Here is a 25,911-nt window from a genome sequence, read left to right as displayed (position 1 = left end):
AAAAGCTTAAATTTAAAATTTAAGCTTTTTTATTTATATATCTTTTTTATAAAGTGTTTTACCTTCTTTTAAAGTTTCTAGTACAGTTATATTTTTAATATTTAAAGGATCAACTTTAAGTGGATTTTTATCCAATATAATTAAGTCAGCTAATTTACCAGGTTTTAATGAACCCTTTTTATCGTCTTCAAAATATTGCATAGCTGCATTTATAGTAACTCCCTTTAATGCATCTAAAGGAGTTATTTTTTCAAAATCACCTAATACGATTCCGTCTTTTGTAATTCTATTAACAGCACACCATACAGTTTCTAACATATTAGGTAGTATAACAGGTGTATCTTGGTGGAATGTATAAGGAATATTTCTATCTAAAGCACTTTTAGCTGGACTAATTTTATAGGCTCTTTCTTTTCCAAGATTTTTTATATGAACATCACCCCAATAATAAGTATGTGCAATAAAGAAAGATGGTATCATATTTATTTCGTTCATTTTATCTAATTGGTCTTCCCTAACAGTTTGTGCATGTATCATAACAGGCTTAATATTAGGAGGATTAATAAATGACTTTTTAGCTTCATAAAAAGAATCTATAAATTGACCACAAGCTGCATCTCCATTACAGTGAGATAAAATTTGAATATCTTCGTTTAAAGCAGTTTTAATAAAATCTATTACCTCATTATCTTTATATATAGGGTATCCAACATAATCTTTAGGACCGCTTGTATAAGGCTTTGTAAGCCAAGCAGTCTTAGCTTGAGGTGACCCATCTAGGAAGATTTTATATCCACCAATTTTAAATCTATTTAAATATTTTTTACGTATTCAGTATTATTTTTTACTATTTCAGGACTATTTTTTAAATCTACATAACCAACAACATCAATAAATAAATTATTTTCAGTAGAGACATGTTTTAATAAATTAAATTCATTTTCATTGATCATTCCATCTTGCGCAGTTGTTATACCATAGCTTAAATAAATATTTTGAGCTTCAATTAAGAGCTTAGTTAAATTTTTAAGAGAAGGGGGAGATACTCCTCTTGAACAGTTTATAAATGCATTTTCTTCTAAATAACCATTTGGTTCATCTGAATTAGGAAGTCTTCCTATTAAACCACCACTTGGATCTTTACTTTCTGGTGTAATATTAAGTTTTTTTAGTGCAAGAGAATTAAGGACGCCAGCATGTCCAGATGCATGAGATATAATTATTGGATTAGTAGATGATGCTTTATCTAAAACACATTTATCTGGATGTCTATTTTCATTTAATATATTATTATCATAGCCAAATCCAACGATCCAATCATCATCTTCTAACTGTTTCATATGTTTAAAATCTTTAATTTTATTTATAATATCCTCAAAGCTTTTAGCAGAAGTTAAAGAGACAAAAGCAAGAGTATTTGCAAAAGCCGTTATGTGACTATGTGAATCAATAAAAGAAGGCATTAAAGTTTTTCTTTCTAAATCAATCAATTCTATATCAGTTGTATTTCTACTTAAAATATCATCTTTATTACCTAATTCTTTTATAATTCCATTTTCAATTAATATGGCTTCACAATAAAGTTTATTTTCCATAGTTAAAATATCGACATTAAAAAAAAGTTTCCTCATAAGATTCCCTCCATTTAATCATTTACAACAATATACCATAATTTTGTAAAAAATTACACATATATAAGGTTAATATACTTATTATTCAATGAATTTATAATAAACTTTCAATGAAAATTGAATATTAAAAATTTATTATTAAAAAATAATATAAGCTCTAGAATAAATAGGTGATAAAATGTTAATATTGAAAATATTAAAGAAATAACTATTTTAGGGAGAGTTTTATGAAAATTGGATTAGTATTATCAGGTGGAGGCGGAAAAGGCGCCTATGAACTTGGTGTTTGGAAGGCGCTAAAGGAATTAGAATTAGATAAATATATAGATGTTTTTTCAGGTACTTCTATAGGAGCTTTTAATGCTGTTTTATTTGCTCAAGATGATATGAAAGCTGCTGAAAAGTTATGGGATGAAGTAACTATGGATAAGCTAGTTCCAATAAGTAAATTTGAACTTATTAAAAGGGGACTTGAGCTTGTAATTGGTGGAAGACATATCAATTTAGCAAAAAAATATATGATTCAAAGACTTGAAGAGGGCGGAGTACCTAAGGATGGTGCAAAAGAAATAATAGATACATATTTAGATGTAGGTAAGGTAAAAAGAAGAAAGAAAATATGTTATGCTGCTTGTACTGAGTTACCATCATTTACACCAAAATATTTTAAGATTAATGATTATGATGACGAAACAGCAAAAGATATGGTAATAGCTTCAGCATCATTACCTATGATATATGATTGTACTGAAGTTCTAGGAGTTAAGTATGTAGATGGAGGGGTCACGGATAACACACCAATACAGCCAGTTTATGGCGAAAATTGTGACATAATAATAGTAGTATTGTTATCTAAGGATATAAGTATTGATAAGTCTCTTTATCCAGGTACTAGGATATTAGAACTAGCTCCAAAAAATTTAAATGAAAATACTTTTAAAGGAACCTTAAATCTTGATACTGAGTCTAAGAGAACTAGAATTAAAGAGGGATATGAAGATACTATGGGACTTTTAGAACCAATAATGATTATGAGTAAATTAAAATATGAAAAAGAAGAGGAAGAAACACACCCAAAGTTATATAAAGTTTATAACTGGATGAAAAGAAGGACTTAAGGAGAAGTAAAAGATTATGTCTATATTTTTTTATGATACAGATATTGGTAAGATAGGAATAGAAGAAAAGAATGGTTTTATAGTTAAAGTTCATTTTGGTAGTAATACATCTTTTAAAGATAAAGATATTAAAGAGGTAGATGTAATAAAAAAAGCATATGTAGAATTAAATAATTATTTAAAAGGGGACATAAAAGAATTTACTATTCCATTAAAAGTAGATGGCACTGAATTTATGAAGGAAGTTTGGGATGGACTACTAAAAATTCCATATGGAGAGACTTTATCATATAAGGAGTTAGGAAAAAAGATTGGTAGACCAAAGGCTGCTCGTGCTATAGGCCTTGCATGTAACAAAAATCCAATTCCTATATTTATACCTTGTCATAGGATAGTGGGGAGTAATGGAAATTTAACAGGCTATTTAGGTGGCTTAAATATAAAGAAGAAACTTTTAGAGATAGAGAAAGACAATTATTAAAAGAAGCTGTCGCATTAGTGGAGTAAAATCTACTAGCGACAGCCTTTTTTATAAAAATATCGTATTATAAGTCTGGGGTTTTTAGAGTTCTAGATTTATTTTTTAGGCAAAAAGTTTTTTATACTGTACCAAAGTTTATTACTTCTTGGAAATTCAATTTTTTGAGTTTCTTTAAGAATCTTTTTTATTTCTTTATAATCTAAGTTTTCTATAATGTTATTTTTAAACCCATATTCAATAATAGTATAACTATTTTCTAATTTTAGAATTTCAACTTTTCTATCCTTTTTAAATGTTTTAAATATAACCTTTTGGTTTGGAGTCATTCTCTTTAAAGATGTCATTGCAATATTTATAAAATCTAAATTACTTACCATCATTTAGATACACCCCTGAGATTAGTTAGTGACTTTAAAAATTCATTTTTAATAATTATATTTGATATGAAAAATATTATTATCTCATCATCTTTATAAATGTATGCAACTCTCCATTCTAAAAATTTATTGTATGATATTTTATATTCGTATATGGTCTTTCCTTCGTATTTTAATCCACGACAAGTTTTTATTTTATAAGGTTTTTCTTCCATAAAGTTAATTGTATTTTTATTAATAGTATCTTTTATAAAATCCTCGTACTTTTTATATTTATTAAAAAATTTATATAATTCTTTATTATTTTGAATTATTACTTTCTTATATTTCATAAACAACACTTCTTTATTTTATTATAAATCTGCTTTAAAACTTTTTATTATTTCAGCTTCAACTGTGCGTTGACCTAATCTTTCTATAACTTCTGCAAACCTTTCTTTCTTAATTGCATTTTTATTATAAAAATTTATAGTTTTATCAATAAGTTTACTTAATTCTTCTTCTTTAAATCTTTTCTTCATTGGAGTAGCCTTTCTAGATTTCCTACCAGATCTTCCACCTAAAAATACTAAAAATTCCATCTGACTCATGGCTATATTGTATTTTGGTACTACTGCAAAATCATTGCTTTGAGCTTTTCCGTAGCTATTCATACAGCCAAAAATTCCAATTTTAAATTTTACAGGAACTTCTCTTCCTAAAAATTCAGACTCAATTCTTTTAGATAATTTTCTAGTATCTATCATTCCATGCTTGCATACTGTACCTTTACAAGCCACTATAGCTCTAACAGTATTTCCAGCCCCTCCGATTCTAAGATTTTTTTCCTTCGCTTTATTTATAACAGCATTTACATTTTCTTCTTTTATATATGGAATCTCTATAGTTAATCTACTAGTTAAACTTAACTCACCATTACCAAACTCATTTGCTATTTGAACTAAAGATTGCATATCTTCTGCTTTAAAATATCCAACATCACTTAAGAATCTAATCACATAAAAATTCTCTTGTTTCTGATTAATGATTCCCATTCTTTTTAATCTTAATTTTTCATCTCTCGTTAGTTTGTTACCCATTTTAAAATCTCCCTATAATTAACTTTAATTTAATTATATATCTAATTACTATATAAGAAGTATATATAATTTTTATAATATGGATAGGTAAATACTTATGTTAAAAAAGACTAGAAGTTATTAATAACTTCTAGTCTTTTTGTTAATGGGTTAAATATAGATATAAGTTTGTTTTAAAATGTAGGAATTCTGCCTAAAATGTGAGCTCTATCCTTTATTCTTGTTAAAACTGCCCAAAGAGTAACTAAATAACTATTAGCTATTTCATCAAAGTCTAATAAAGTATTAGTATTTCGCATTCTTTCTATATAAGCTCTTACAAAAGCAGTTACTGTAAATATTATTACACCTTCTAATGAGAAAATTTCACCTGCATCAGTTAAGTCTGTTGAATCTAGGTTATCATTTATATTGTTAAGCCTATCAATTAAAATTTTTTGCCCAACCAAAGTAGCTTCTAAATAATAAGTACTAGATAGTGTAAATAGGAAACTTCCAACAATTTCCCAATTGACTACTTGAAGTTCCAGTTCTGTTAGATATCTATCTAATTCAGGATTAATATTATTGGTATTAGAGGTGTTAGATGTATTGAATGAGGAATCAGTAGTATTATTATAACTAGCCATATAATCACCTCAAAATATAATTATTAGACAAAGCCTTCTCCAGAAGCATTTATGTTTGCAATTTGCTCTAATGCTTCAAGCCTTTTAAAGTTAGCAACAACACTAGCTATATAAGCTTGTACCAATGTATTATAAGGTTCTAGGTTAACCCCACTAATACCTTTAAGTTTTTGCTCATAAAACCTTTTATAAGCAACAAAATTTAATATTACAAGTCCTAAAGTAATTTTTGTCTCTCCTGAAACTAATATTAAAATAGGATCTCCTAATGAAGATTCTATCCCTGCCATTTCATTATAAGTATTAGCTTTATCTAAATTTGAAGCAATTATAAATTCATAGTATCCATATATTAATAAGGCTGAACCTAAAATTTCATAATTAGCAATATTTAAGTCTAATTGATTAAAAAAATCTGAATTGAATTTATTAGACTCATTCAAATAATCACCTCTATGTAATAGAAATATATTATAATATATGATAATTTATAAAAAATTCTACTAAAATATTAAGTTAAAAACATAGAGGACTAATACTACTAAGAACTGCTTGAGGAGAAACTTCCTTAAACTTTTCAAATAAAGTTAAAGATGGATCTATAACTTCTATTTCTTCATTATCGTATTTAAATGATATGTAGGTGTAATCAAAATCAAATCTTAAATCACCTGGATATTCATGCATAGAATTAAAATTATAATCTTTCATAAAGTCAATAATAATTTGCCTATTTTCATTAAGTTTACATAGTTCTAGAATATATTTTTCTTCAATTATATATCTTTGATTTATTTCATTTAGAAAATCAAGTAATCTCTCTATAGGTTTTATAACTGTATTACCATCATCATCAGTTAGTGTATATCCATCTAGAGTATATTTAGCAAATAATTTATTTATTCTAGTCATTAAAAGTGTTTCTTTATTTTCTTTATGAAATTCTGCATATTCTATTTTTATTTTTTTATTTTTATAATTAAATAGCTCTGCTAAATCTTTATCATTACTATATATAATACTGTCTAATTTTTTACTAAGATAATAACTTTCATCATTTTCTAAAGCATTTTTATATTCATTTAACTCATTTATTAATTCGTGAATTTTTTTTAGCTTCAGTTCTTTATTCAAATCTATCCCTCCTAAAGTTATAGTTAAAAATATTATAACATAATAAAATATGGCGAGTATTCCATTTTTGTATAGAAAAATTTGCAGAATAAAGAGGAAATAGTGTATAATTCAAAAAAATAATATATTAAGCAAAGGGTGAGAGAGATTTTATGAAAAAACATAAAAAAGAGACCATTTTAATTGGAAGTGGTTTAATTTTATTATCTATATTTTTACACTATCTTCATTACTTAACATTTAGGGATTTACATCATACTTTAATTTTCTTATTTGCAGATATTGCATTTATTCCAATGGATGTTTTTTTTACAGCATTTGTTATTGAAAAACTTCTAGCAAGTAGAGAAAAAGTTCATAACATGGAAAAATTAAATATGATAAAAGGAGTATTCTTTTCAGAATTTGGTTCAGATCTTTTAGAAGAACTTGCAAAAGGAGATAGAAATATTTCCAATTTATCTAAAATTGCGCTTGTTGATAAAGAGTGGGGAAAGACAGAGTTTAAGGAACTTGAACATACAATAAAAGAACATAATTTTTCAATTGATGTCAACAAAGTAGATGTAAATAGAATTAAAGATATACTTAGAAATAAAAAAGATATGTTAATTTCTTTTATAGGAAATCCAACTTTAATGGAACATGAAGTATTTTCAGACTTACTAATGTCTTTATTTCATCTATTAGAAGAGTTTGATGATAGATATTATAATTTAATATGTGACTGTTGTGATAATAATCATATAGAGAAAGATTTAAATGTAGCATATGAACAACTTACAAAAATATGGTGTAGATATATGAGACATTTAAAAGGTTCATATCCACAATTATTCATTAAAGCAATGCTTCATAATCCATTTGATTATAGAGATTTAGAGGACAAGCTTGAAACCTGTGGACTTAAATGTAAAAGTAATTTATAAATAAAAAGATTGAAACTAAATTTAGTTTCAATCTTTTTATATTTAGTATAATTGTTCTATTAAATAACCATCAGATGTAAATCTATTTTTTATTGTATCTATATGTTCATAACCATTAGTTTCTACTGTAACTTCAAGTAGAGTATTTTTAAGTTTATTTACAGCTTTAAATTGATTATGTTCAAGTTTTACAACATTTGCATTTAATTCTTTAAGAATATGAGTAATTCTATTTAGTTCTCCTGGAATGTTTGGAAGCTCTATAGAGAAGCAGAACAGACGTCCACGAGAAACTAAACCACTATTTATTAAAGAAGTTATAGTAAGCATATCAATATTTCCACCACTTATTATAGAAACAATATTTTTACCTTCAAAATTAAGCTTTGAAAGAGCTGCAAGTGATGCTGCACCTGAAGCTTCAGCAATTAATTTATGTTTTTCACTAAGAGCTAAAAATGCATCAACGATTTCATCATCAGTTACTGTGATAATTTCATCAACATATTCTTTTATTACTGAGAATGTAATATCTCCAGGAGATTTAACAGCAATTCCATCTGCAATTGTATTTACAGAAGTAAGGGGTGTTAATTTGCCAAGATGAAAACTAGTTTCCATAGCATTAGCACCAGCTGCTTGAACTCCAATTATTTTAATATTTGAATTTATACCTTTAGCAGCAAGTGCAACTCCACTTATAAGTCCACCGCCACCGATTGGACAAACTATTACATCAACATCCTTTAAGTCTTCTAATATTTCTAATGAGATTGTACCTTGACCATATATTACATTAAGATCATTAAAAGGATGTAAGAAAGTATATCCCTTTTCTTCTTCTAACTTTTTAGCGTAACTATATGCATCATCATAAACAGAGCCATGTAAAATAACGTTTCCACCTAAATCTTTAGTAGATTTTACTTTTAAATAAGGTGTAGTAGTTGGCATAACTATAGTAGCTTTTATTCCCATAAGATTAGCTGCATATGCAACTCCTTGTGCATGATTTCCAGCAGAAGAGCAGACAACTCCTTTTTCTTTTTCTTCATCGCTTAAACTCATCATTTTATTTAATGCTCCTCTTAGCTTATAAGCTCCAGTAAGCTGTAAATTTTCACATTTCATATAAACATTATTATTACTTTGCTTTGAGAAGAAATTGCTATGAAGAAGTGGAGTTTTAACTACCACATCTTTAATATGTTCTTTAGCTACCCTTATATTATCTAAATTCATAAAAACACCTCTCTCTTTTGTATCCTCACAATTATTATAACATTTTCATAAAAAAGGAAAATAATAAATTATAAAAATATTTAGACATTTGTAGAAAAAAATTCTATAATGAAAATGGAAGATATAAAAGGAGGGAATTTACTATGGTAAAAACAGTAATCAATACAAAAAATGCGCCAGAAGCATTAGGACCATATTCACAAGCTATCAAGATTGGAGATATGATTTTTACATCAGGACAAATTCCAATAAACCCTGAAACAAAAGAACTAGTTACTGAAATTAAGAAGGCAACTAAACAAAGTCTAACAAACATTAAAAACATATTAGAAGAAGCTGGAACAAGTATGGATAAGGTTGTTAAAACTACTGTATTCGTTAAAGATTTAAACGATTTTGCAGCAGTTAATGAAGTTTATGCTACTTTCTTTGAGGGGAAACCACCAGCAAGAAGTTGTGTTCAAGTGGCTAAACTACCACTAGATGCTCCAGTTGAAATTGAAGTAATTGCAACTATGTAATTATTTGTTTTACAATTTTAATTATATGTTAAGATAGTGAAAAAGCCTAAGAATTTAAAATGAATTCTTAGGCTTTTTCACTATAGATTAATTAAAGAAATAAATTAAAGTTAATATGATTTATATAAATAAAAATATGGAATATTATAAGAATATAGAGCATATATTAAATACAAATTATGTAAAGCTTGAGGTGGGAAAATGTACATATTACTTATGAAAATAACAATAAGAAGTGAATGGGTTAATTCTTTAAAAGAAAAAAGAATGATAGTTAGAAGCATAAGTCAAAGGCTTAAAAATAAATTTAATATTTCCCTTGGTGAAGTAGATAATATGGATAATCATAAGTTAATTACAATAGGACTTTCATCAATTTGTGGAAATAATAAAATAGCAGATAGTATGAAGGAGAAAATATTAGAATTTATAGATGATAATGCTGAGGGAGAAATTATAGATATTTTATGGGACGTAGAGAAATTTTAATATTTACTAAAATATGATGAACAATAAGTATCAGTTATACATAGATTAATGATAAATAACACATTAGAAAGGCAGATGCTTTATAAGACTAAAGATATAAAATTATATTATTTTTAAAAACTAATATAAAAAATTATTATATAAAAATTTTTTATAAAAGGTTATTGACAAAGTATTAAAAACATAATATATTATATATAAGTAGTTTATGGATAAAATTTCAAATTAAATTATTTATTTACAAAATAAAATATCGAATTCTTATCAAGAGTGGTGGAGGGACTGGCCCTATGAAGCCCAGCAACCTGCTAAATTAATAGCAAGGTTTAAATATATTTTATATTTAAATTGTTATTTTAGTGTGGTGCTAAATCCTGCAGATTTAATATCTGATAGATAAGGGAATACATTAATAGGGCAAGGAACGTTTCATGCACTAGAGATTTATTCTCTAGTGCATTTTTTATTTTCTAAAAAAGGGGGCTTTAAGTATATGATAAAGGTTAAAAATTTAAAAAAGAAATTTGGGGAGATAGAAGTTTTAAAAGATATATCCTTAGAAGTTAAAAAAGGAGAGATATACGGAATAATAGGTCATAGTGGAGCTGGTAAATCAACGCTTTTAAGATGTTTAAATGGATTAGAAAGCTATGATACAGGAAGTATTTTAATAAAGGATAAGGAAATTAAGGATTTAAACAAACTAGAAATAAGAGAACTTAGAAAAGATATCGGAATGATATTTCAAAATTTTAACTTATTAGAAAGAAAAAATGTGTATGAAAATATAGCACTTCCATTAGAACTTTGGGGATATAAAAAAGAACAAGTTAAGGAGAGGGTTTTAGAATTACTAAAGCTTGTAGATTTAGAAAATAAAATTAAAAGTATGCCGTCAGAATTAAGTGGTGGTCAAAAGCAAAGAGTTGCAATTGCAAGAGCATTAGCATTAAAACCAAGTATACTGTTTTGTGATGAAGCTACCTCAGCATTAGATCCTAAAACAACTAAGGACATACTATCATTAATTTTAAAAATAAATAAAGAAATTGGGATAACTATAGTAATGGTAACTCACCAAATGGAGGTGGTAAAAGAAGTTTGTGAAAAAATAACACTTTTAGAAGGGGGAAAAATTAAAGCACAAGGCAGGGCTGAAGAATTATTTTTAAAGCCAGGAGTTTCGCTTAAAAAATTCCTTGGAGAAAATGATATAGACCTATTACCAGAGAGCGGAATAAATATAAAAATATTTTTCCCAAAAGATTCATCAGAAAATGCACTTATAACTAAAATGGCAAGAGACACAAATGTAGATTTTTCAATAGTATGGGGCAAGCTAGAAAGGTTTAGAGAAAGTGTTCTAGGAAATTTAGTTATAAATATAAATGATGAAGACAAAGATATTATATTTAATTATCTAAAAGAAAAAAATGTTCAGTGGGAGGTATTATAAATGTTTGAAGAAATATTAAAAGCTACGTGGGAAACAGGATATATGGTTTTTTTATCAACATTTTTTGCTCTTATAGTTGGATTCATTATTGCAATAGCTTTAACTTTAACAGCTAAAGATGGATTAAAACCAAACAAAGGAATATATAGTGTACTAGATTTTATAGTTAATATATTAAGAAGCTTTCCATTTGTAATACTTATGGTTGCAGTATTCCCACTAAGCAGAATAATAGTTGGAACAACTGTTGGAAAAGAAGCAATGATAGTTCCATTAACTATAGCAACAGCACCTTTTATTGCACGAATTATAGAAAGTGCATTAAGAGAGGTGGACAAAGGAGTTGTAGAAGCTGCAAAATCTTTTGGTGCATCAGATAGTCAAATAATATTTAAAGTTATGCTTAAAGAAGCAGTACCATCAATAGTTTCAGGATTAACTTTAACTATAATTAGTGTAATTGGATATTCAGCAATGGCAGGGGCAATAGGTGCAGGTGGACTTGGAGATGTTGCTATAAGATATGGTTATCATAGATACCAAACAGATTACATGATTGTAACAGTAATATTATTAATAATTATAGTTCAGGGGCTACAAAGTCTAGGAAATTATTTTTATAAAAGACTTTCAAAATAATAAGTATAAAAGCAATAAGTGAAAAAATAAAAAGGGGGATTTTAATATGAAAAAAAGAACAATAATATCATCAATATTAGTAGGAGTATTATCATTAGCGTTAGTAGGTTGTGGTGGAAATAGTAAAGGGGACGATAAGACTATAACAATAGGTGTTACACCAGTTCCTCATAAAGAAATTGTAGAACATATAAAACCTAAATTAGAGGAAAAGGGATATAAGCTTGAAATAAAAGAATTTACTGATTATGTAACTCCAAATAAAGCATTATCAGAAGGAAGCTTAGATGCAAACTTCTTCCAACACATTCCATATTTGAATGAACAAAATAAATCAGAAAATTTAGGATTAACATATACAGCTAAAGTACATTTAGAGCCACTTGGTTTATACTCAAAGAAATTAAAAAATATAAATGAGTTAAAAGACGGAGCTACTATAGCAATACCAAACGATCCTTCAAACGAAGCAAGGGCATTAAGACTTCTAGAAGCAAATGGTATTATAAAATTAAAGGACGGAGAACTTATAACACCTAAAGATATAACAGAGAACAGTAAAAATTTAAAGTTTAGAGAATTAGAAGCTGCATCAATTCCAAGAACTGTTGAAGATGTTGATGCTGCTGTAATTAACGGGAATTATGCTATCGATTCAGGTTTCTCAGTTGAAAAAGATGCATTAATTGTAGAAGATAAAGATTCTAAAGCAGCAGAACCATACTCAAATATAATTGCTGTAAAAGAATCAGATAAGGATAGCCAAAAGATAAAGGATTTAACAGAAGCTTTAACTTCAGAAGATGTTAAAAACTTTATAAATGAAAAATACGATGGAGCAGTAATTCCAGTATTTTAATGAAGAAGTATTATATAAAAGGTAGCTATTTTTAGCTACCTTTTAATTTTTTGTAGATATTATTAGGTAGTATATTAATTTACATTAGAAACATAAAAGGGTAAAATAAAGAGAATAAACTATTTTTTGGAGGGAAGGGTAATGAAGATATCAAAAGTTTGTGTAAATTTAACAGGACAAGATATTTTAAGTATAATAAATGACTTTGTTAATATTAATGGATTAACGCTTAATGAAGTTACGATAGATAATGGTGTAGAAATAAAAGGAAGCTTTAAAAAAGGAATAAAAATAGATTTTAAGCTTTTAATAGATGAATTAAATGTAGTTAATGGTAAAGTTGTAGGAAAACTTTCTAAATTAAAAGTGTACAAGCTAGGTATATTTAGAATATTTAGAAGTTTAGCTTTAAAAACATTAATAAAAGTTATTGGAGATATTGGAATACATACAAATAAAGATGTAATCACTGTTGATATTAATAAAATATTAGAAAGATTCCCATTTATAAAAATTAATGTGAAAGATGTTTATATAAAAGAAAATACTGTAGCAGCAGAAGTTTCAAATATAAATTTAGATTTATCAAAATTAAATACAGAAGAAAAGAGTGAAAATATAAAAGAGTGTGTAGAAGATAAGGCTTCTGTTAATAATATAGAAGAAAAAGAAGAAAACTTAGTATATGAAAATAGAGAAGATAATGAATTAGAAGAAAATATAGAATATGAAAAGATAATAGAAAATACTAAGAAAAAAGAAGATTATTATACAGTAGGTAGAGATACTACTAAAGAAAAAATTGAAGAAAAATTACCTGATAATGCTAAGGTGTACTCAGATTATTTATTTTTAATACCAGACTTAGTTGCGCTTATTTTTAGATTATTAAAAGATAATAGAGTACCTATAAAAACAAAACTTGCAGTATCAGGTTCAATAGCATATATAATATGTCCAACAGATATGATACCAAATAATATACCTTTTATAGGAACAATAGATGATCTAGCAGTTATTTTCTTTGCATTAAATAGAATTGCAACAGATGTTCCTTTTAATGTACTTGTTGAAAATTGGTCAGGAAAAAATGAATTAATTTTAGTATTAAAAAATGGAATAGAATATGTAACTAATTTTACAGGTGCAAAAAATATAGATAAAATTTATAATATAGCTCAAGAAGTTGCAACTTTATAAAGTTATTATAAATTCAAAAGGAGACTATTATGGCAAAATATTATTCAGTATTTAAAGGAAAATCAGGAGTTCCTAAAATTTTAACTTCTTGGGACGAGTGTAAAAAAGAAGTTATAGGATGTAGTGGAGCTATTTATAAAAGTTTTAAAACATTAGATGAAGCAAAAGAATTTATTCTTATAAATACAACTGGAAGTAGTGCTAAATCAAAAAAATCTTCATCAAAATTAGAAAAAGAAGAAAGTTTTATTGCAGATGAAGGGTTAACTGTTTATGTAGATGGAAGTTTTTCTTTAGAAAAAAAGAATTTTTCTTATGGACTTGTAGCAATTGAAGATGGAAAAGTTATTTATGAAGATAATGGAGTTGGATTTGATGAAAAAGCAATTCCACTTAGAAATGTATCAGGTGAAGTTTTAGGAGCTATGAAAGCTGTAGAATATGCAATTAATAATAATCATAAAATGGTTACTATAGTTTTTGACTATCAAGGAATTGAATCATGGGCACTTGGAACTTGGAAGAGAAATAATGAAATAACATCTAATTATCATGAGTTTATGAAAGAAAAAATGAAAGACATAAAGATTTTATTTAAAAAAGTTAAAGGACATTCTGGAGATAAATTTAATGATAGAGTTGATGCTTTAGCTAAAGAAGCATTAGGGATAAAATAGAAGGATAAGAAATAAATTCATAGTTTAAAAAGCTATCAAATACATACCCTAAATATACAGTCTTAAATAATTTTTAAAAAGAGGTGTTATTTATGGGTAAGATAATTAAAGGTATGGCAGCTGGTGCTTTAATAGGAACTGCAGTTAGTATGGCTATGTTGCCAAGAATAGACAAAAGAACAAGAAGACATATGAAAAGAGCAGGAAAAAGATTTATTAATGCAGCAGGTGAAACATACGACCATATGATGACAATGATGAAATAGTTAAAAAAGAGCTTATTTTTTAAATAAGCTCTTTTTTATAATTTATTCTTTTAAATATTAATTAAAATTAAATTCTGATATGAGAAAAATTAACAAAGTTTAACAAGAATCTTGTATATTTTCCACATAATATGTTATAATAAATCTAAATTTATACAAATTGTAAACAAAGTAAAAAAATAATTAACAAATTAATTTATATTTATAAGGGGAAGAGAAAATATGGAAATTCTATCTTTAGGAGAAAAGATTAAAAGAAAAAGAAAAGAACTTAATATGACGTTAAAGGATTTAGCTAAAGACAGAATAACGCCGGGGCAAATAAGTCTAGTAGAGTCAGGAAGGTCAAATCCGTCTATGGATTTATTAGAATACTTAGCGAATAATTTAAATACGACAGTAGAGTATTTAATGGAATCAGAAGAGAGTCAAGCTGAAAAGGTTTGTACTTATTATGAACAAATAGCTGAAGCTTATATATTAGATGAAGGATACTTAGTTGCAGAAAAATATATAGAGAATGCACTTTATTATGCAGAGTTATATAATCTTGAAAATAAAAAAGCAAAAATATTATATTTAAGAGCAAAAATACATGTTGGCAAAGGAGAAATAACATTAGCACAACAATATTTCCTATCTGCAAATGTTATTTTTATTAAGAATAGTAAACATAGGGATATAATACAAACGTTTTTAAACCTAGCAAAGATTACACTAGAGCTTAAAGCATACTATTCTGCTAACAGTTATTTAAAACAAGCAGAAAAAGTATATATAGATAATGAAATTGGAGAGGATTATCTTTTAGGCGAAATCTATTTCTATTTAGCTAAGGCATATTTTGAAATGGATAATATAGGACAAGCGATAGATTATTCATTCTTAGCAAAAGAGAAATTTGAAAAAATAAATAATAAAGATAAGTATGCAAAAACTTTATTATTCCTATCAGAAGAGTATAGCAAAAAAGGTGATTTAGAAAATGCAATAAAATACTCTAAGAAGACTTTAAAAATATACAAAGAGCTTAATGACATAAATAATATATCAAATATAGAAAATGATTTAGGTAAGTTATTCTATAATTTTGAAAATATCGAAGAATCATTTAAACATTATGAACTTGCAAGAGATATCAGAATGCAAAATAATGATGACAGGGTTATAGATACATTAATAAATATAAGCAAAAATTATTTAAAGATAAAAGACTTAAATAAGTGTGCTGAAATTTTAGATGATATTGAAGAGAAACTTACAGAAAATAATAAAGAGGAAATGATAGAATGTAATCTAGTGAGATACAGAATGGCAATTATAAATGGTAGGGATGTAGAAGCTGAACAAATATTATTAGATAGCTATAAATTTGCAAAGAGCAATGAATTATACCAAAGAGCTGGTGAACTTGCAATTATGATTGGTAAGTTCTATCTTGATAATAAAAATGATGAAAATGCAGCAAAATATTTAGACAAAGGGGTTAGTATTTTTAGGGAGATAGGAATACTAAATAACTAAAGAGAAGGGTGGTTAGGTATGGAGATACTTTCAACAGGTGAAAAGATAAAAAGATCAAGAATATATAAATGTGTTACATTAAAAGAATTATGTGCTAATGAGATTTCAATCTCTAAGATGAGTTGTATAGAGAATGGAAAAGTAAAAGCAGATAAAGATATTTTAAAATACATTGCAGATAAATTAGAGTTAGATTATGATTATTTAGCTAAAGATGTATATGAGCAAATAATTGAGAATATTGATTTCTTTGAAGGAAAAGATGAGTTAGATGAACAGCTAGAGAAAGATATTAAGTTAAATTTAGAATATGCAGTAGACTATAAATATTTTACTTTGGCTTTTGAATTAACACATAAGTTATTTAATTATTATTTAAAAAATAATAAATTAAATGATATTTTAGATATAATTCCTAGATACTATGATTTATATAGAAGAAATAATGTTTATGAAAATACAATAATGTATTTTAGAGATATGGGAAATTATCTTTACTATAGCAAGGAATATAGAGAAGCTGTAACTTATTATAGGAGAGTATTAGATACTCTTATTGAAGACAATAATATTAAAGAAGAACTGTATGTTAGTATCAGATATAGAAAGGGAATGTGTTACTTAAAATGTGGAGAATATAATCTTGCAAAAGAACATATTGATATAGCAAAAGAAAATATTAAATATGTAATAGATAGTAAATTAAAATATAGAATTTATTATGCAAGTTCTTTAATAAGTATATCTTTAGGTAAAGATGTAACTAAAGAGGAAGTTGATATGGCATATAAATATGCAAAAGAAAGCGATAATAAAATATCAGAAATGAAGTTAGATTTTGCAGAAGCATATTTTAAAATGAGTAAAAGAGAGAATGCTTTAGAAGCAATAGATAGTGCTGTAAAAATGTTACCTAATGATGATCCTTATAGACTTGGAAAGTTCTTTGTTAATGCAGTAAAGCTTCTTAAAGCTAATGAGATATTGGATATGGCAGAAGAGTTTGCTGATAAAGCAATAAATATAGCTATTGAATTAAATCATATAGAATTAATTGAACAATCTTATTATTTAAAAGGAATGCTACTACAAAAACAAGGTAGGTATATAGAAGCAGAATTATATATGAATCTATCATTAGATTCTTTAGTTAAATTTGGGACAAGAAAAGATCTATATAATAGATATATAGATATGGCAAATATGTATCATAAAATAAATGATACACATGATTCAATAAAATACTTTACACTTGCAATGAAGATGCAAAAGAAAATATAAAGAATTTTAAAAAGAACATTTCTAAATTATTAGAAATGTTCTTTTTATTTTAGAGTATAAATAATACTTCTATAATTGCGAATAATAACTTATGAAAAAATTTTTTTAAATATAAATAATAATAGATAAAAATAGCTCTAATTTTAATCAATATTTAAAATGGATTTAGTTTTGTAACTTAATATATTTATATATGAGAATTACTTAAGTTTAACCATTCATAGAATATTCATTAGATTATATAAAAAACAACATTAATAGAAAATAGAAGAAAATCAAAAAGAATTAAAGCAAAGTAATAAATACTTTAAAAAAATAATAGTTTAAAGATATATATAAATTAATTTGCTTTAAAAACAGACTTTGACTTTCTTTGACTAATATACTATTATGAATATAAATTAATAATGAGAGGTGAATTTAAAGATGAATGTAGATAAGATGACTTTAAGAGTTCAACAAGCTCTTAATGAAGCAAATTTAATAGCTGTAAAAAATGATAATCAACAAATGGATGTAATTCATCTTTTTGCAAGTTTAGTAGAACAACAAGATGGACTAATACCAAATATATTCACTAAAATGGGTATTCAAGTAAGAGCACTTGAATCTTCAATAAAACAAGCTTTAGATTTAATACCAAAGGTACAAGCAAGTCAAGGTGCAGAAACAAATGTATATATAACAAGACAAGTTGAAAAAGTATTAATAGAAGCTGAAGATATCTCAAAGAAATTTGAAGACTCTTATGTAAGTGTTGAACATTTAATGCTTGCAATTATTGAAATTGAAAAAAACGGAATGGTTTATGATATTTTAAGATCTTATAATATAACTGAAGATAGATTTATGGAAGTATTAAAAGAAGTTCGTGGAAGCCAAAGGGTTGATACTCAAGACCCTGAAGGAACTTATGATGCTTTAGCTAAGTACGGTACTAATTTAAATGAGTTAGTTAAGAGCCATAAGTTAGACCCTGTTATAGGAAGAGATGAAGAAATAAGAAGAACTGTTAGAATACTTTCAAGAAGAACTAAAAATAATCCAGTTTTAATCGGTGAACCTGGTGTTGGTAAGACTGCTATAGTTGAAGGTCTTGCACAAAGAATAGTTAATGGAGATGTTCCTGAAGGATTAAAGGATAAAGTTATATTCTCATTAGATATGGGTTCATTAATTGCTGGTGCTAAGTATAGGGGAGAATTTGAAGAAAGATTAAAAGCTGTACTTAAGGAAGTTCAAAATAGTGAAGGTAAGTTAATACTATTTATTGATGAAATTCATACAATAGTAGGTGCAGGTAAAACAGATGGTGCAATGGATGCAGGTAACTTAATTAAACCACTTCTTGCAAGAGGAGAACTACATTGTATTGGTGCTACAACATTTGATGAATATAGACAATACATTGAAAAAGATAAAGCATTAGAAAGAAGATTCCAACCAGTAATAGTTAACGAACCATCAGTTGAAGATGCAATATCAATTTTAAGAGGATTAAAAGAAAGATTTGAAATACATCATGGAGTTAGAATTCATGATTCAGCTATAGTTGCAGCTGCTAAACTTTCAGATAGATATATTCAAGATAGATATTTACCAGATAAAGCAATTGACTTAATTGATGAAGCTGGTGCTATGATTAGATCAGAAGTTGATTCACTTCCAACTGAACTTGATGCAGTTAGAAGAAAGATATTCCAACTTGAAACTGAAAAAGAAGCTTTATCTAAAGAAAAAGATGAAAATTCTAAGAAGAGATTAGAAGTTATAGAAAAAGACCTTGCAGAACTTAAAGAACAAAATGATGCAATGTCTGCTAAATACGAAAAAGAAAAAGAACACATAGTTGAACTTAGAGAATTAAAAGAACAAATGGATGAAGCTAAGGGAGAACTTGAAAGATACGAAAGAAACTACGACTACAATAAGGTAGCTGAAATTAGATATAGTGTTATTCCAGCATTAGAAGAAAAGATTAAAGCAAAAGAAGAAGAAGTTTCTGATAATTCAGATGGTGCACTTTTAAAAGAAGAGGTAACTGAAGAAGAAGTATCAGAAGTATTATCAAAATGGACTGGAATTCCTGTAACAAGATTACTTGAAAGCGAAAGAGAAAAACTTTTAAGATTAGATGAAGAGTTACAAAAGAGAGTAATAGATCAAGAGGAAGCTGTTGAATCAGTATCAAATGCTATACTTAGAGCTAGAGCAGGTCTTAAAGATGAAAATAAACCAATAGGATCATTTATATTCTTAGGACCAACTGGTGTTGGTAAAACAGAACTTGCTAAAACTTTAGCTAGAACATTATTTGATAGTGAAGATAGCATGATTAGAATAGATATGTCAGAATATATGGAAAAGCAATCAGTATCTAGATTAGTTGGACCACCTCCAGGATATGTTGGATATGAAGAAGGCGGACAATTAACAGAAGCTGTTAGAAGACATCCATATTCAGTATTATTATTTGATGAGATCGAAAAAGCTCATCCAGATGTATTTAATATATTCTTACAAATACTAGATGATGGTAGACTTACAGATAATAAAGGTAAGACTGTTGATTTTAAGAATACTATAATAATAATGACATCAAATATAGGTTCTCAATATCTTTTAGAAAACCAAGTTGATGGTAAAGTTTCAGAACAAGCAAAAGATCTTGTAATGGGAGAAATGAAAGCAAGATTTAAACCAGAATTTTTAAACAGAGTTGATGATATTATAATGTTTAGACCATTAACAGAAAAAGGTATCAAGAAGATTATTGATATATTCTTAAAAGATGTTGAAAAGAGATTACATGATAAAGACATCAAGCTAGATATAACTGATAGTGCTAAGAGCATATTAGCTACTGAAGGATATGATCCAATATATGGTGCAAGACCACTTAAAAGATACATTCAAAATACTTTAGAAAATAAATTAGCTAGAATGATTATTAAAGGTGACATCGGATATGGCTCAAAGGTAAAAATTGACGGCGAAGGTGATAATATAATAATTAATTCTGAAATTTAGAAGTATACAAACATTAAAATCTACAAAAAATAAATATAAATAAAATAGGTAGGATTAAAGAAATTTTTCTTTAAAGCCTACCTTTTTTTATAAATATATAGTTTTAGGAGGGATTTTAATGGAATATTTAACTCCAGAAGATAATTATTTAGTAGTATTTCCTGATGGAAGAGGTGTTACATTTAAAGATATAGAAGGTTGTGATGCTTATATAAATAGATATTATGAGGAGAGAGTAAGACTTCATGCCACTGAAGGTATTTATGAAGATTATGATTTAACAAAAGAAGATGCAAGGGATAGAATATCAACAATAATAGGAGCTGAAGAAGGCGATCCTAAAGTATATTATTTAGATGATGTATTTGAGGCTATACAAAATTCAGGTGCTTTTATAGAAGAACAAGAAGAAGTAATAAGTAAAATGTTGGGAAATAATTCAAGGATAAATACTACTCATTATGGATTAGATAAAATTTTAATAAATGTTACAGATATAATTGAAGGAAGGTATTAATTGTAAGTAATTAAACCACGTATAAAAAATTATGAATAAAATTAATTTAGTTTAAGGTTAATATAACTACATAAAATTTATTAAGTATAGTTAAAATATTTAATGATACCTTCTAAATATATAGCTTAGTTTAAACTAAGCTATATATTTTATAGATATACTAAAGGCAGGATAATTAAGAGGAGTGCAATTAAATGTTATCTTATAGATTTTTATTTGATATAGCTGTAATTTTATTAAGTACTAAGGTATTTGGTTTAATAGCACAGAAATTTAAAATGCCTCAAGTAGTTGGGGCATTATTTGCGGGTGTAATACTTGGGCCTGCAGTTTTAAATATATTACATGAAACGGAATTTATACATCAAATGGCTGAACTTGGAGTAATAGTTTTAATGTTTACAGCTGGGTTAGAGGCTGATGTAAATGAACTTAAAAAGACAGGTAAAGCTGCAATTGTTATTGCAATATTAGGAGTTTTAGTCCCGCTTTTAGGAGGATTTTTAGTATCCTATATTTTTAGTGAAAGTGTAGGCGCAGTTGATACAAATGCTTTGCTTCAAGATATATTTGTAGGAGTAATACTTACAGCAACATCAGTAAGTATTACTGTTCAAACATTAAAAGAACTTGGAAGTTTAAATTCAAGAGCTGGAAACACTATACTTGGTGCAGCTTTAATTGATGATATATTAGGAATAATAATTTTAACAATAATAACTAGCCTTGCAGATACATCAGTAAATATATATTTAGTAGTCATTAAGATAATATTATTTTTTGTTTTTGCAATTTTATTTGCTATTATTTTTAAGAAAGTATTTAAAATATGGGCTGATAAATATGATGGTGATGTAAGAAGATTTGCCATTATATCTTTTGTAATATGTTTATTATTATCATTTATAGCTGAAGAGGTATTTGGTGTTGCGGATATTACAGGTGCATTTATAGCAGGTCTTATAATTTCTAATAATAAAAAATCAGAGTACATAGATTCAAGATTTGAAACCTTATCTTATATGTTGTTGTCACCAATATTTTTTGCAAGTATTGGAATAAGAGTTGAAATAACAGGAATGAATTTAGATACTATTATATTTACTGTTATATTATTAATTATTGCAATATTAACTAAAATAATAGGATGTGCATTAGGAGCAAAACTTTGCAAGTATAGTATTCATGAATCAGTACAAATTGGAGCTGGAATGGTTTCAAGAGGTGAGGTTGCATTAATAGTTGCTAACAAAGGTATAGCAGTTTCTCTTATAAATACAAATTTTTTAACACCTATAGTTATAGTTGTTGTAATAACTACGGTTATAACGCCAATACTTTTAGAAATAGCTTTTTCTAAAGAGAAGAAAATAGATAAATTATTAGATTAATATATAGAAAAGATTAGTAATTACTTACTAATCTTTTTCATATATTATTATAAATCTTTATTTTAAATTAAGAAGAAAAATGTAATAAAATAAAGAAAAATTTGCAGAAAAAGAGGGTTAAATATCGTAATTAATAAAAAATATAATATGTAATGTCTAGAAAAAGGGTGAAAAGCGGAGATAATAAATGCTATATTAACAAAAAATTAATAAAATTCATTAAAAATCAAAAAATAAGAGGGAATAACATATTTGAAATATTTAGAAGATGAGCCTATAATTTCATGAGTAAAAGGGAATTTAGAAAGGGGATTATTTGTTATGTTATCTTATAGATTTTTATTTGATATCGCTATTATACTTCTTAGTACAAAAGCTTTAGGGGTATTAACTAAGAAATTTAAAATGCCTCAAGTTGTCGGAGCATTACTTGCAGGTATAATACTTGGACCAGCTATGTTGGACGTGCTTCATGAAACTGAATTTATTCAACAGATGGCAGCACTTGGAGTTATAGTATTAATGTTTACTGCTGGACTTGAAACAGACATAAATGAATTAAAGAAAACAGGGAAGGCATCAGCTTTAATTGCTTGTTTAGGGGTTATAATTCCTTTAATAGGAGGATTTGTAGTAGCATTTATCTTTAATAGAGGAGAATTATCTCATGCTAGTACAAGTGCTCTACTTCAAAATATATTTATAGGGGTAATACTTACAGCTACATCTGTTAGTATTACAGTAGAGACGTTAAAAGAACTTGGGAAGTTAAATACTAGAGCTGGAAATACAATACTTGGAGCAGCTTTAATTGATGATATACTAGGAATAATAGCACTTACTATAATAACTAGTGTAGCAGATCCAAATGTAAATGTTGGAATTGTATTATTAAAGATAGTTTTATTCTTTATATTCTCAGCTGCTGTTGGTGTACTATTTTATAAATTATTTAAATTATGGATGTCAAGATATTGTAAAGATATGAGAAGATTTGTTATTGTATCATTTGTATTTTGCTTATTACTAGCTTTTGCTGCAGAAGAGTTTTTTGGAGTTGCAGATATTACAGGAGCATTCATAGCAGGTCTTATAATATCAAATACAGAAAGAACAAAATATATAAATGCTAGATTTGAAACATTATCTTATATATTATTATCACCTATATTCTTTGCAAGTATAGGAATAAAGGTAGAAATTACAGAAATGAATTCAACTATTTTAATATTTACAGGTGTATTATTAATAGTTGCAATATTAAGTAAAATAATAGGTTGCGCTTTAGCTGCTAGATTATGTAAATATACTCTAGATGAATCAATACAAATAGGAACTGGCATGGTATCTAGGGGAGAAGTTGCACTTATTGTTGCAAATAAGGGAATTGCAGTTGGTCTTATGAATCCAGCATTTTTAGCACCAATAGTAATTGTGGTAGTTATAACTACAGTAATAACGCCTGTGCTTTTAAAAGTTATATTTAAAAGAGAGCAAAATGTCTTAGCTTACGCTAAATAAATAAGTAGATCCATTGATTATATCTAAAGTAATATTAAATAAGAAATAATTAAAAATACTAATATTAGTTTTTATAATTAATATTAGTATTTTTTCATAAAATACATATATTTATTGCATAAAATAATAATTTTCATGTACAATATATGTATAAAATGTAAAAATAGTATATATAAATCATGAATTAGGAGATGGGAATATGGGGGCATGGTCAGAAAGTTATTCTGTTGGAATAGAAAAAATTGATAATGAACATAAAATTCTATTTAATATAATTGATAGATGTTGTAAACTTTTATTTAATGATATTTATTTTGATAAACACGATAGAATAATGGAAATAATTTATGAACTTGAAGATTATACTAAGTATCACTTTAAAGAAGAGGAAGAATTTCTTTTATCTATAGGATATAATAAATTTTTTTCACATAAGGTAAAGCATGATGAATTTTTAAATTACATAGAAAATTTAGATAAGAGTAAAATAGATGAGAATCAAGATGAATATATAAAAGAACTTTTAGAGTCTGTAGTAAAATGGATAAAGAATCATATATTAATGGAAGACTTTAAGTATAAAGAATTTTTAAAGAAAAAAGAAACTTAAAAAATAAGTTTCTTTTTGTTTAAACTTTATAAAATTTAAAACTATTCAGTAACTGAGAATTGATCTTTACCTACTCCACATAATGGACAAACCCAATCTTCAGGAACATCAGCAAAGCTAGTTCCAGCTGCTACTCCATTATCTGGATCTCCAACTGCAGGATCGTAAATGTATCCACAAACATCACAAATATATTTTTGCATAACAATAACCTCCTCTTAATAATTTACTCTATCAATAAATAGTATGAGTAAACCAATATGTTTTATGTATTAATAATATATTAAATTGAATAATAAAGATGTGATTCAAATTACAAAAAAAATGAATGTTGAGTAAAAGTTAGTTATAAAAAATAAAAATAAATACTATATACAGAAAAATGACACAATAAAGAGTTATAATATAAAATATAATAAATTTATAATAGAAAAGGAGAGAAAATATATGAATATAGGGAAGACAAATCCAGCATTAACTTCAGGTTTTAAAAAAGTCGTGCAAGATGGCACAACAATGACTATAACAGGAACAATTACAAAAATACTTATATTACTTGCAGTGCTTTCATGTGGTTTTATATACAGCTGGTTATATATACCATACAGCAGTGGAATAATGATGGGGGTATCAATATTAACTTTAGTTGTTGCTTTAATTACAAGTTTTGCACCGAAGTTAGCTCAGTATTCTTCAATTATATATGCAGCTTTTGAAGGTTTATTTTTAGGATGTATTTCTAAATTATTTAATATGATGTATCCTGGAATAGTTTTACCTGCAATATTACTTACAATAGTATGTGTATTTGTAACATTAATTGTATTTGGTAGAAATCCAAGTATAGCAGACAGAACAAGAAAAGGTGTAATGATTGCATTAACAACAATAATAGTAACTTCATTTATAGGAATAATATTAAGTTTCTTTGGAATAACATTACCTATATACTCAAATGGACCTATAGGTATTATATTTAGTTTAGTAGTTGTTGTAGTTGCAACAATTAGCTTAATGCAAGATTATAGTTTCATATTAAGAGGAGCTCAATTTGGAGAACCAAAATATATGGAATGGTATGCAGCTTTTGGATTAATGGTAACATTAGTATGGTTATACATGGAGATATTAGACTTATTAGCAAAGATTTTTTCAAGTAGAGATTAATTTTAATAATTTGATTATATGTGTTTTAAAGACTAATATATAAAAGTGGAGTCAGAATTATTCTGACTCCACTTTTTTGTAATGTTATTAAAATATATTTACAATTGCAGTAACTTACATATAAAATAAATTATAGAAAATAT

29 protein-coding genes and 1 riboswitch are annotated in these 25,911 nt (G+C 26.6%); of the genes, 19 read left to right on the top strand and 10 right to left on the bottom strand.

All coding sequences use genetic code 11. The annotated features are described in order from the left end of the window. Positions 1-33: 33 nt before the first annotated feature. Together ACZ5TJ_RS11895 and ACZ5TJ_RS11890 are read right to left on the bottom strand one after the other, a co-directional pair. Positions 34-786 carry an amidohydrolase gene (locus ACZ5TJ_RS11895; RefSeq protein ID WP_464202327.1) on the bottom strand — a complete coding sequence of 251 codons (753 nt, stop codon included), beginning with the start codon at positions 784-786 and terminating at the stop codon, positions 34-36. A 26-nt stretch (positions 787-812) separates the two neighbouring features. Next, positions 813-1,631 carry an amidohydrolase gene (locus ACZ5TJ_RS11890; RefSeq protein WP_464199980.1) on the bottom strand — a complete coding sequence of 273 codons (819 nt, stop codon included), beginning with the start codon at positions 1,629-1,631 and terminating at the stop codon, positions 813-815. 227 nt (positions 1,632-1,858) lie between these two features. Here ACZ5TJ_RS11890 and ACZ5TJ_RS11885 point away from each other — a divergent pair, with 227 nt between their 5' ends. Both ACZ5TJ_RS11885 and ACZ5TJ_RS11880 read left to right on the top strand, forming a co-directional pair. Then, the gene (locus ACZ5TJ_RS11885; RefSeq protein WP_039313866.1) at positions 1,859-2,749 is read left to right on the top strand and encodes a patatin-like phospholipase family protein; all 891 of its coding nucleotides are present in this window, start codon (positions 1,859-1,861) and stop codon (positions 2,747-2,749) included. A 16-nt stretch (positions 2,750-2,765) separates the two neighbouring features. Then, entirely contained in the window at positions 2,766-3,230 is a 465-nt protein-coding gene (locus tag ACZ5TJ_RS11880; RefSeq protein WP_464199977.1) for a methylated-DNA--[protein]-cysteine S-methyltransferase, read from the top strand. Positions 3,231-3,325: 95 nt separating this feature from the next. On the opposite strand, the gene ACZ5TJ_RS11875 is transcribed toward ACZ5TJ_RS11880, so the two are convergent. The 6 genes from ACZ5TJ_RS11875 to ACZ5TJ_RS11850 form a co-directional block, all read right to left on the bottom strand. Continuing rightward, on the bottom strand, positions 3,326-3,610 hold the full coding sequence (locus ACZ5TJ_RS11875) for a hypothetical protein (RefSeq protein ID WP_464199975.1): 285 nt from the start codon (positions 3,608-3,610) through the stop codon (positions 3,326-3,328). Then, complete coding sequence (locus ACZ5TJ_RS11870; RefSeq protein WP_464199973.1) at positions 3,607-3,939, bottom strand: hypothetical protein; 333 nt, start codon at positions 3,937-3,939, stop codon at positions 3,607-3,609. Before ACZ5TJ_RS11870 ends, ACZ5TJ_RS11875 begins: the two co-directional genes overlap by 4 nt. Positions 3,940-3,960: 21 nt before the next feature. Next, positions 3,961-4,686: a nitrite reductase gene (locus ACZ5TJ_RS11865; protein WP_464199971.1), complete on the bottom strand. Its 726-nt coding sequence runs from the start codon at positions 4,684-4,686 to the stop codon at positions 3,961-3,963. A 173-nt stretch (positions 4,687-4,859) separates the two neighbouring features. Then, positions 4,860-5,315 carry a hypothetical protein gene (locus ACZ5TJ_RS11860; RefSeq protein WP_464199969.1) on the bottom strand — a complete coding sequence of 152 codons (456 nt, stop codon included), beginning with the start codon at positions 5,313-5,315 and terminating at the stop codon, positions 4,860-4,862. 23 nt (positions 5,316-5,338) lie between these two features. After that, positions 5,339-5,758 (bottom strand): hypothetical protein, encoded by a 420-nt coding sequence (locus ACZ5TJ_RS11855; RefSeq protein ID WP_464199966.1) that lies wholly within the window; start codon positions 5,756-5,758, stop codon positions 5,339-5,341. Between the two features lie 73 nt (positions 5,759-5,831). Continuing rightward, on the bottom strand, positions 5,832-6,449 hold the full coding sequence (locus tag ACZ5TJ_RS11850) for a hypothetical protein (RefSeq protein WP_464199964.1): 618 nt from the start codon (positions 6,447-6,449) through the stop codon (positions 5,832-5,834). A gap of 152 nt (positions 6,450-6,601) precedes the next feature. On the opposite strand from ACZ5TJ_RS11850, the gene ACZ5TJ_RS11845 reads away from it, so the two are divergent. Continuing rightward, positions 6,602-7,378: a hypothetical protein gene (locus ACZ5TJ_RS11845; protein ID WP_464199962.1), complete on the top strand. Its 777-nt coding sequence runs from the start codon at positions 6,602-6,604 to the stop codon at positions 7,376-7,378. Positions 7,379-7,420: 42 nt separating this feature from the next. Here ACZ5TJ_RS11845 and ilvA read toward each other — a convergent pair whose 3' ends face one another. After that, a complete protein-coding gene (gene ilvA / locus ACZ5TJ_RS11840) occupies positions 7,421-8,620 on the bottom strand; it encodes a threonine ammonia-lyase (protein WP_464199960.1) in 1,200 nt (399 codons plus the stop codon). A gap of 143 nt (positions 8,621-8,763) precedes the next feature. Between ilvA and ACZ5TJ_RS11835 the strand changes: the two genes are divergently transcribed. From ACZ5TJ_RS11835 to ACZ5TJ_RS11765, 15 genes are all read left to right on the top strand, one after another. Then, complete coding sequence (locus tag ACZ5TJ_RS11835) at positions 8,764-9,141, top strand: RidA family protein (RefSeq protein ID WP_464199958.1); 378 nt, start codon at positions 8,764-8,766, stop codon at positions 9,139-9,141. Between the two features lie 201 nt (positions 9,142-9,342). Then, the gene (locus ACZ5TJ_RS11830) at positions 9,343-9,630 is read left to right on the top strand and encodes a DUF503 domain-containing protein (RefSeq protein WP_464199956.1); all 288 of its coding nucleotides are present in this window, start codon (positions 9,343-9,345) and stop codon (positions 9,628-9,630) included. 258 nt (positions 9,631-9,888) lie between these two features. Then, positions 9,889-10,033: riboswitch (SAM riboswitch) on the top strand. A gap of 90 nt (positions 10,034-10,123) precedes the next feature. Further along, a complete protein-coding gene (locus tag ACZ5TJ_RS11825) occupies positions 10,124-11,086 on the top strand; it encodes a methionine ABC transporter ATP-binding protein (protein ID WP_464199954.1) in 963 nt (320 codons plus the stop codon). Further along, entirely contained in the window at positions 11,087-11,725 is a 639-nt protein-coding gene (locus tag ACZ5TJ_RS11820; protein WP_464199952.1) for a methionine ABC transporter permease, read from the top strand. Between the two features lie 46 nt (positions 11,726-11,771). Beyond that, positions 11,772-12,584, top strand: coding sequence for a MetQ/NlpA family ABC transporter substrate-binding protein (locus ACZ5TJ_RS11815; protein WP_464199950.1), 813 nt, complete (start codon positions 11,772-11,774; stop codon positions 12,582-12,584). 141 nt (positions 12,585-12,725) lie between these two features. Then, a complete protein-coding gene (locus tag ACZ5TJ_RS11810; protein WP_464199948.1) occupies positions 12,726-13,784 on the top strand; it encodes a YkvA family protein in 1,059 nt (352 codons plus the stop codon). A gap of 29 nt (positions 13,785-13,813) precedes the next feature. Further along, positions 13,814-14,461 (top strand): ribonuclease H1 domain-containing protein, encoded by a 648-nt coding sequence (locus ACZ5TJ_RS11805; RefSeq protein WP_464199946.1) that lies wholly within the window; start codon positions 13,814-13,816, stop codon positions 14,459-14,461. Between the two features lie 92 nt (positions 14,462-14,553). Further along, on the top strand, positions 14,554-14,727 hold the full coding sequence (locus tag ACZ5TJ_RS11800) for a YtxH domain-containing protein (protein WP_464199944.1): 174 nt from the start codon (positions 14,554-14,556) through the stop codon (positions 14,725-14,727). A 222-nt stretch (positions 14,728-14,949) separates the two neighbouring features. Next, the gene (locus tag ACZ5TJ_RS11795; protein ID WP_464199942.1) at positions 14,950-16,251 is read left to right on the top strand and encodes a helix-turn-helix domain-containing protein; all 1,302 of its coding nucleotides are present in this window, start codon (positions 14,950-14,952) and stop codon (positions 16,249-16,251) included. Between the two features lie 18 nt (positions 16,252-16,269). Continuing rightward, on the top strand, positions 16,270-17,532 hold the full coding sequence (locus ACZ5TJ_RS11790; protein ID WP_464199940.1) for a transcriptional regulator: 1,263 nt from the start codon (positions 16,270-16,272) through the stop codon (positions 17,530-17,532). A 426-nt stretch (positions 17,533-17,958) separates the two neighbouring features. Beyond that, positions 17,959-20,562: an ATP-dependent chaperone ClpB gene (clpB, locus tag ACZ5TJ_RS11785; protein WP_464199938.1), complete on the top strand. Its 2,604-nt coding sequence runs from the start codon at positions 17,959-17,961 to the stop codon at positions 20,560-20,562. Positions 20,563-20,680: 118 nt separating this feature from the next. Beyond that, a complete protein-coding gene (locus tag ACZ5TJ_RS11780; protein WP_039313920.1) occupies positions 20,681-21,079 on the top strand; it encodes a hypothetical protein in 399 nt (132 codons plus the stop codon). 194 nt (positions 21,080-21,273) lie between these two features. Next, positions 21,274-22,470, top strand: coding sequence for a cation:proton antiporter (locus ACZ5TJ_RS11775; RefSeq protein ID WP_464199935.1), 1,197 nt, complete (start codon positions 21,274-21,276; stop codon positions 22,468-22,470). Positions 22,471-22,791: 321 nt separating this feature from the next. Then, positions 22,792-23,991: a cation:proton antiporter gene (locus ACZ5TJ_RS11770; RefSeq protein ID WP_464199933.1), complete on the top strand. Its 1,200-nt coding sequence runs from the start codon at positions 22,792-22,794 to the stop codon at positions 23,989-23,991. Positions 23,992-24,190: 199 nt separating this feature from the next. Continuing rightward, positions 24,191-24,601 carry a bacteriohemerythrin gene (locus ACZ5TJ_RS11765; protein WP_464199931.1) on the top strand — a complete coding sequence of 137 codons (411 nt, stop codon included), beginning with the start codon at positions 24,191-24,193 and terminating at the stop codon, positions 24,599-24,601. Between the two features lie 41 nt (positions 24,602-24,642). Here ACZ5TJ_RS11765 and rd read toward each other — a convergent pair whose 3' ends face one another. Next, positions 24,643-24,804, bottom strand: a complete 162-nt coding sequence (gene rd / locus ACZ5TJ_RS11760) for a rubredoxin (protein WP_464199929.1) — start codon at positions 24,802-24,804, stop codon at positions 24,643-24,645. 244 nt (positions 24,805-25,048) lie between these two features. Between rd and ACZ5TJ_RS11755 the strand changes: the two genes are divergently transcribed. After that, complete coding sequence (locus tag ACZ5TJ_RS11755) at positions 25,049-25,768, top strand: Bax inhibitor-1/YccA family protein (RefSeq protein ID WP_464199927.1); 720 nt, start codon at positions 25,049-25,051, stop codon at positions 25,766-25,768. Positions 25,769-25,911 lie beyond the last annotated feature (143 nt).

The organism is Clostridium budayi, assembly GCF_055396605.1.
The sequence above is the reverse complement of the archived record's forward strand: the minus strand, read 5'-3'. Positions and strand labels throughout refer to the sequence as shown.

What these genes read in the sequence shown, in the direction of transcription:
- ACZ5TJ_RS11890 (WP_464199980.1), bottom strand. Translation starts at nt 1,631, where the DNA reads ATGAGGAAACTTTTTTTTAATGTCGATATTTTAACTATGGAAAATAAA.
- ACZ5TJ_RS11885 (WP_039313866.1), top strand. Translation starts at nt 1,859, where the DNA reads ATGAAAATTGGATTAGTATTATCAGGTGGAGGCGGAAAAGGCGCCTAT.
- ACZ5TJ_RS11880 (WP_464199977.1), top strand. Translation starts at nt 2,766, where the DNA reads ATGTCTATATTTTTTTATGATACAGATATTGGTAAGATAGGAATAGAA.
- ACZ5TJ_RS11875 (WP_464199975.1), bottom strand. Translation starts at nt 3,610, where the DNA reads ATGATGGTAAGTAATTTAGATTTTATAAATATTGCAATGACATCTTTA.
- ACZ5TJ_RS11870 (WP_464199973.1), bottom strand. Translation starts at nt 3,939, where the DNA reads ATGAAATATAAGAAAGTAATAATTCAAAATAATAAAGAATTATATAAA.
- ACZ5TJ_RS11865 (WP_464199971.1), bottom strand. Translation starts at nt 4,686, where the DNA reads ATGGGTAACAAACTAACGAGAGATGAAAAATTAAGATTAAAAAGAATG.
- ACZ5TJ_RS11860 (WP_464199969.1), bottom strand. Translation starts at nt 5,315, where the DNA reads ATGGCTAGTTATAATAATACTACTGATTCCTCATTCAATACATCTAAC.
- ACZ5TJ_RS11845 (WP_464199962.1), top strand. Translation starts at nt 6,602, where the DNA reads ATGAAAAAACATAAAAAAGAGACCATTTTAATTGGAAGTGGTTTAATT.
- ilvA (WP_464199960.1), bottom strand. Translation starts at nt 8,620, where the DNA reads ATGAATTTAGATAATATAAGGGTAGCTAAAGAACATATTAAAGATGTG.
- ACZ5TJ_RS11835 (WP_464199958.1), top strand. Translation starts at nt 8,764, where the DNA reads ATGGTAAAAACAGTAATCAATACAAAAAATGCGCCAGAAGCATTAGGA.
- ACZ5TJ_RS11830 (WP_464199956.1), top strand. Translation starts at nt 9,343, where the DNA reads ATGTACATATTACTTATGAAAATAACAATAAGAAGTGAATGGGTTAAT.
- ACZ5TJ_RS11825 (WP_464199954.1), top strand. Translation starts at nt 10,124, where the DNA reads ATGATAAAGGTTAAAAATTTAAAAAAGAAATTTGGGGAGATAGAAGTT.
- ACZ5TJ_RS11820 (WP_464199952.1), top strand. Translation starts at nt 11,087, where the DNA reads ATGTTTGAAGAAATATTAAAAGCTACGTGGGAAACAGGATATATGGTT.
- ACZ5TJ_RS11815 (WP_464199950.1), top strand. Translation starts at nt 11,772, where the DNA reads ATGAAAAAAAGAACAATAATATCATCAATATTAGTAGGAGTATTATCA.
- ACZ5TJ_RS11810 (WP_464199948.1), top strand. Translation starts at nt 12,726, where the DNA reads ATGAAGATATCAAAAGTTTGTGTAAATTTAACAGGACAAGATATTTTA.
- ACZ5TJ_RS11805 (WP_464199946.1), top strand. Translation starts at nt 13,814, where the DNA reads ATGGCAAAATATTATTCAGTATTTAAAGGAAAATCAGGAGTTCCTAAA.
- ACZ5TJ_RS11800 (WP_464199944.1), top strand. Translation starts at nt 14,554, where the DNA reads ATGGGTAAGATAATTAAAGGTATGGCAGCTGGTGCTTTAATAGGAACT.
- ACZ5TJ_RS11795 (WP_464199942.1), top strand. Translation starts at nt 14,950, where the DNA reads ATGGAAATTCTATCTTTAGGAGAAAAGATTAAAAGAAAAAGAAAAGAA.
- ACZ5TJ_RS11790 (WP_464199940.1), top strand. Translation starts at nt 16,270, where the DNA reads ATGGAGATACTTTCAACAGGTGAAAAGATAAAAAGATCAAGAATATAT.
- clpB (WP_464199938.1), top strand. Translation starts at nt 17,959, where the DNA reads ATGAATGTAGATAAGATGACTTTAAGAGTTCAACAAGCTCTTAATGAA.
- ACZ5TJ_RS11780 (WP_039313920.1), top strand. Translation starts at nt 20,681, where the DNA reads ATGGAATATTTAACTCCAGAAGATAATTATTTAGTAGTATTTCCTGAT.
- ACZ5TJ_RS11775 (WP_464199935.1), top strand. Translation starts at nt 21,274, where the DNA reads ATGTTATCTTATAGATTTTTATTTGATATAGCTGTAATTTTATTAAGT.
- ACZ5TJ_RS11770 (WP_464199933.1), top strand. Translation starts at nt 22,792, where the DNA reads ATGTTATCTTATAGATTTTTATTTGATATCGCTATTATACTTCTTAGT.
- ACZ5TJ_RS11765 (WP_464199931.1), top strand. Translation starts at nt 24,191, where the DNA reads ATGGGGGCATGGTCAGAAAGTTATTCTGTTGGAATAGAAAAAATTGAT.
- rd (WP_464199929.1), bottom strand. Translation starts at nt 24,804, where the DNA reads ATGCAAAAATATATTTGTGATGTTTGTGGATACATTTACGATCCTGCA.
- ACZ5TJ_RS11755 (WP_464199927.1), top strand. Translation starts at nt 25,049, where the DNA reads ATGAATATAGGGAAGACAAATCCAGCATTAACTTCAGGTTTTAAAAAA.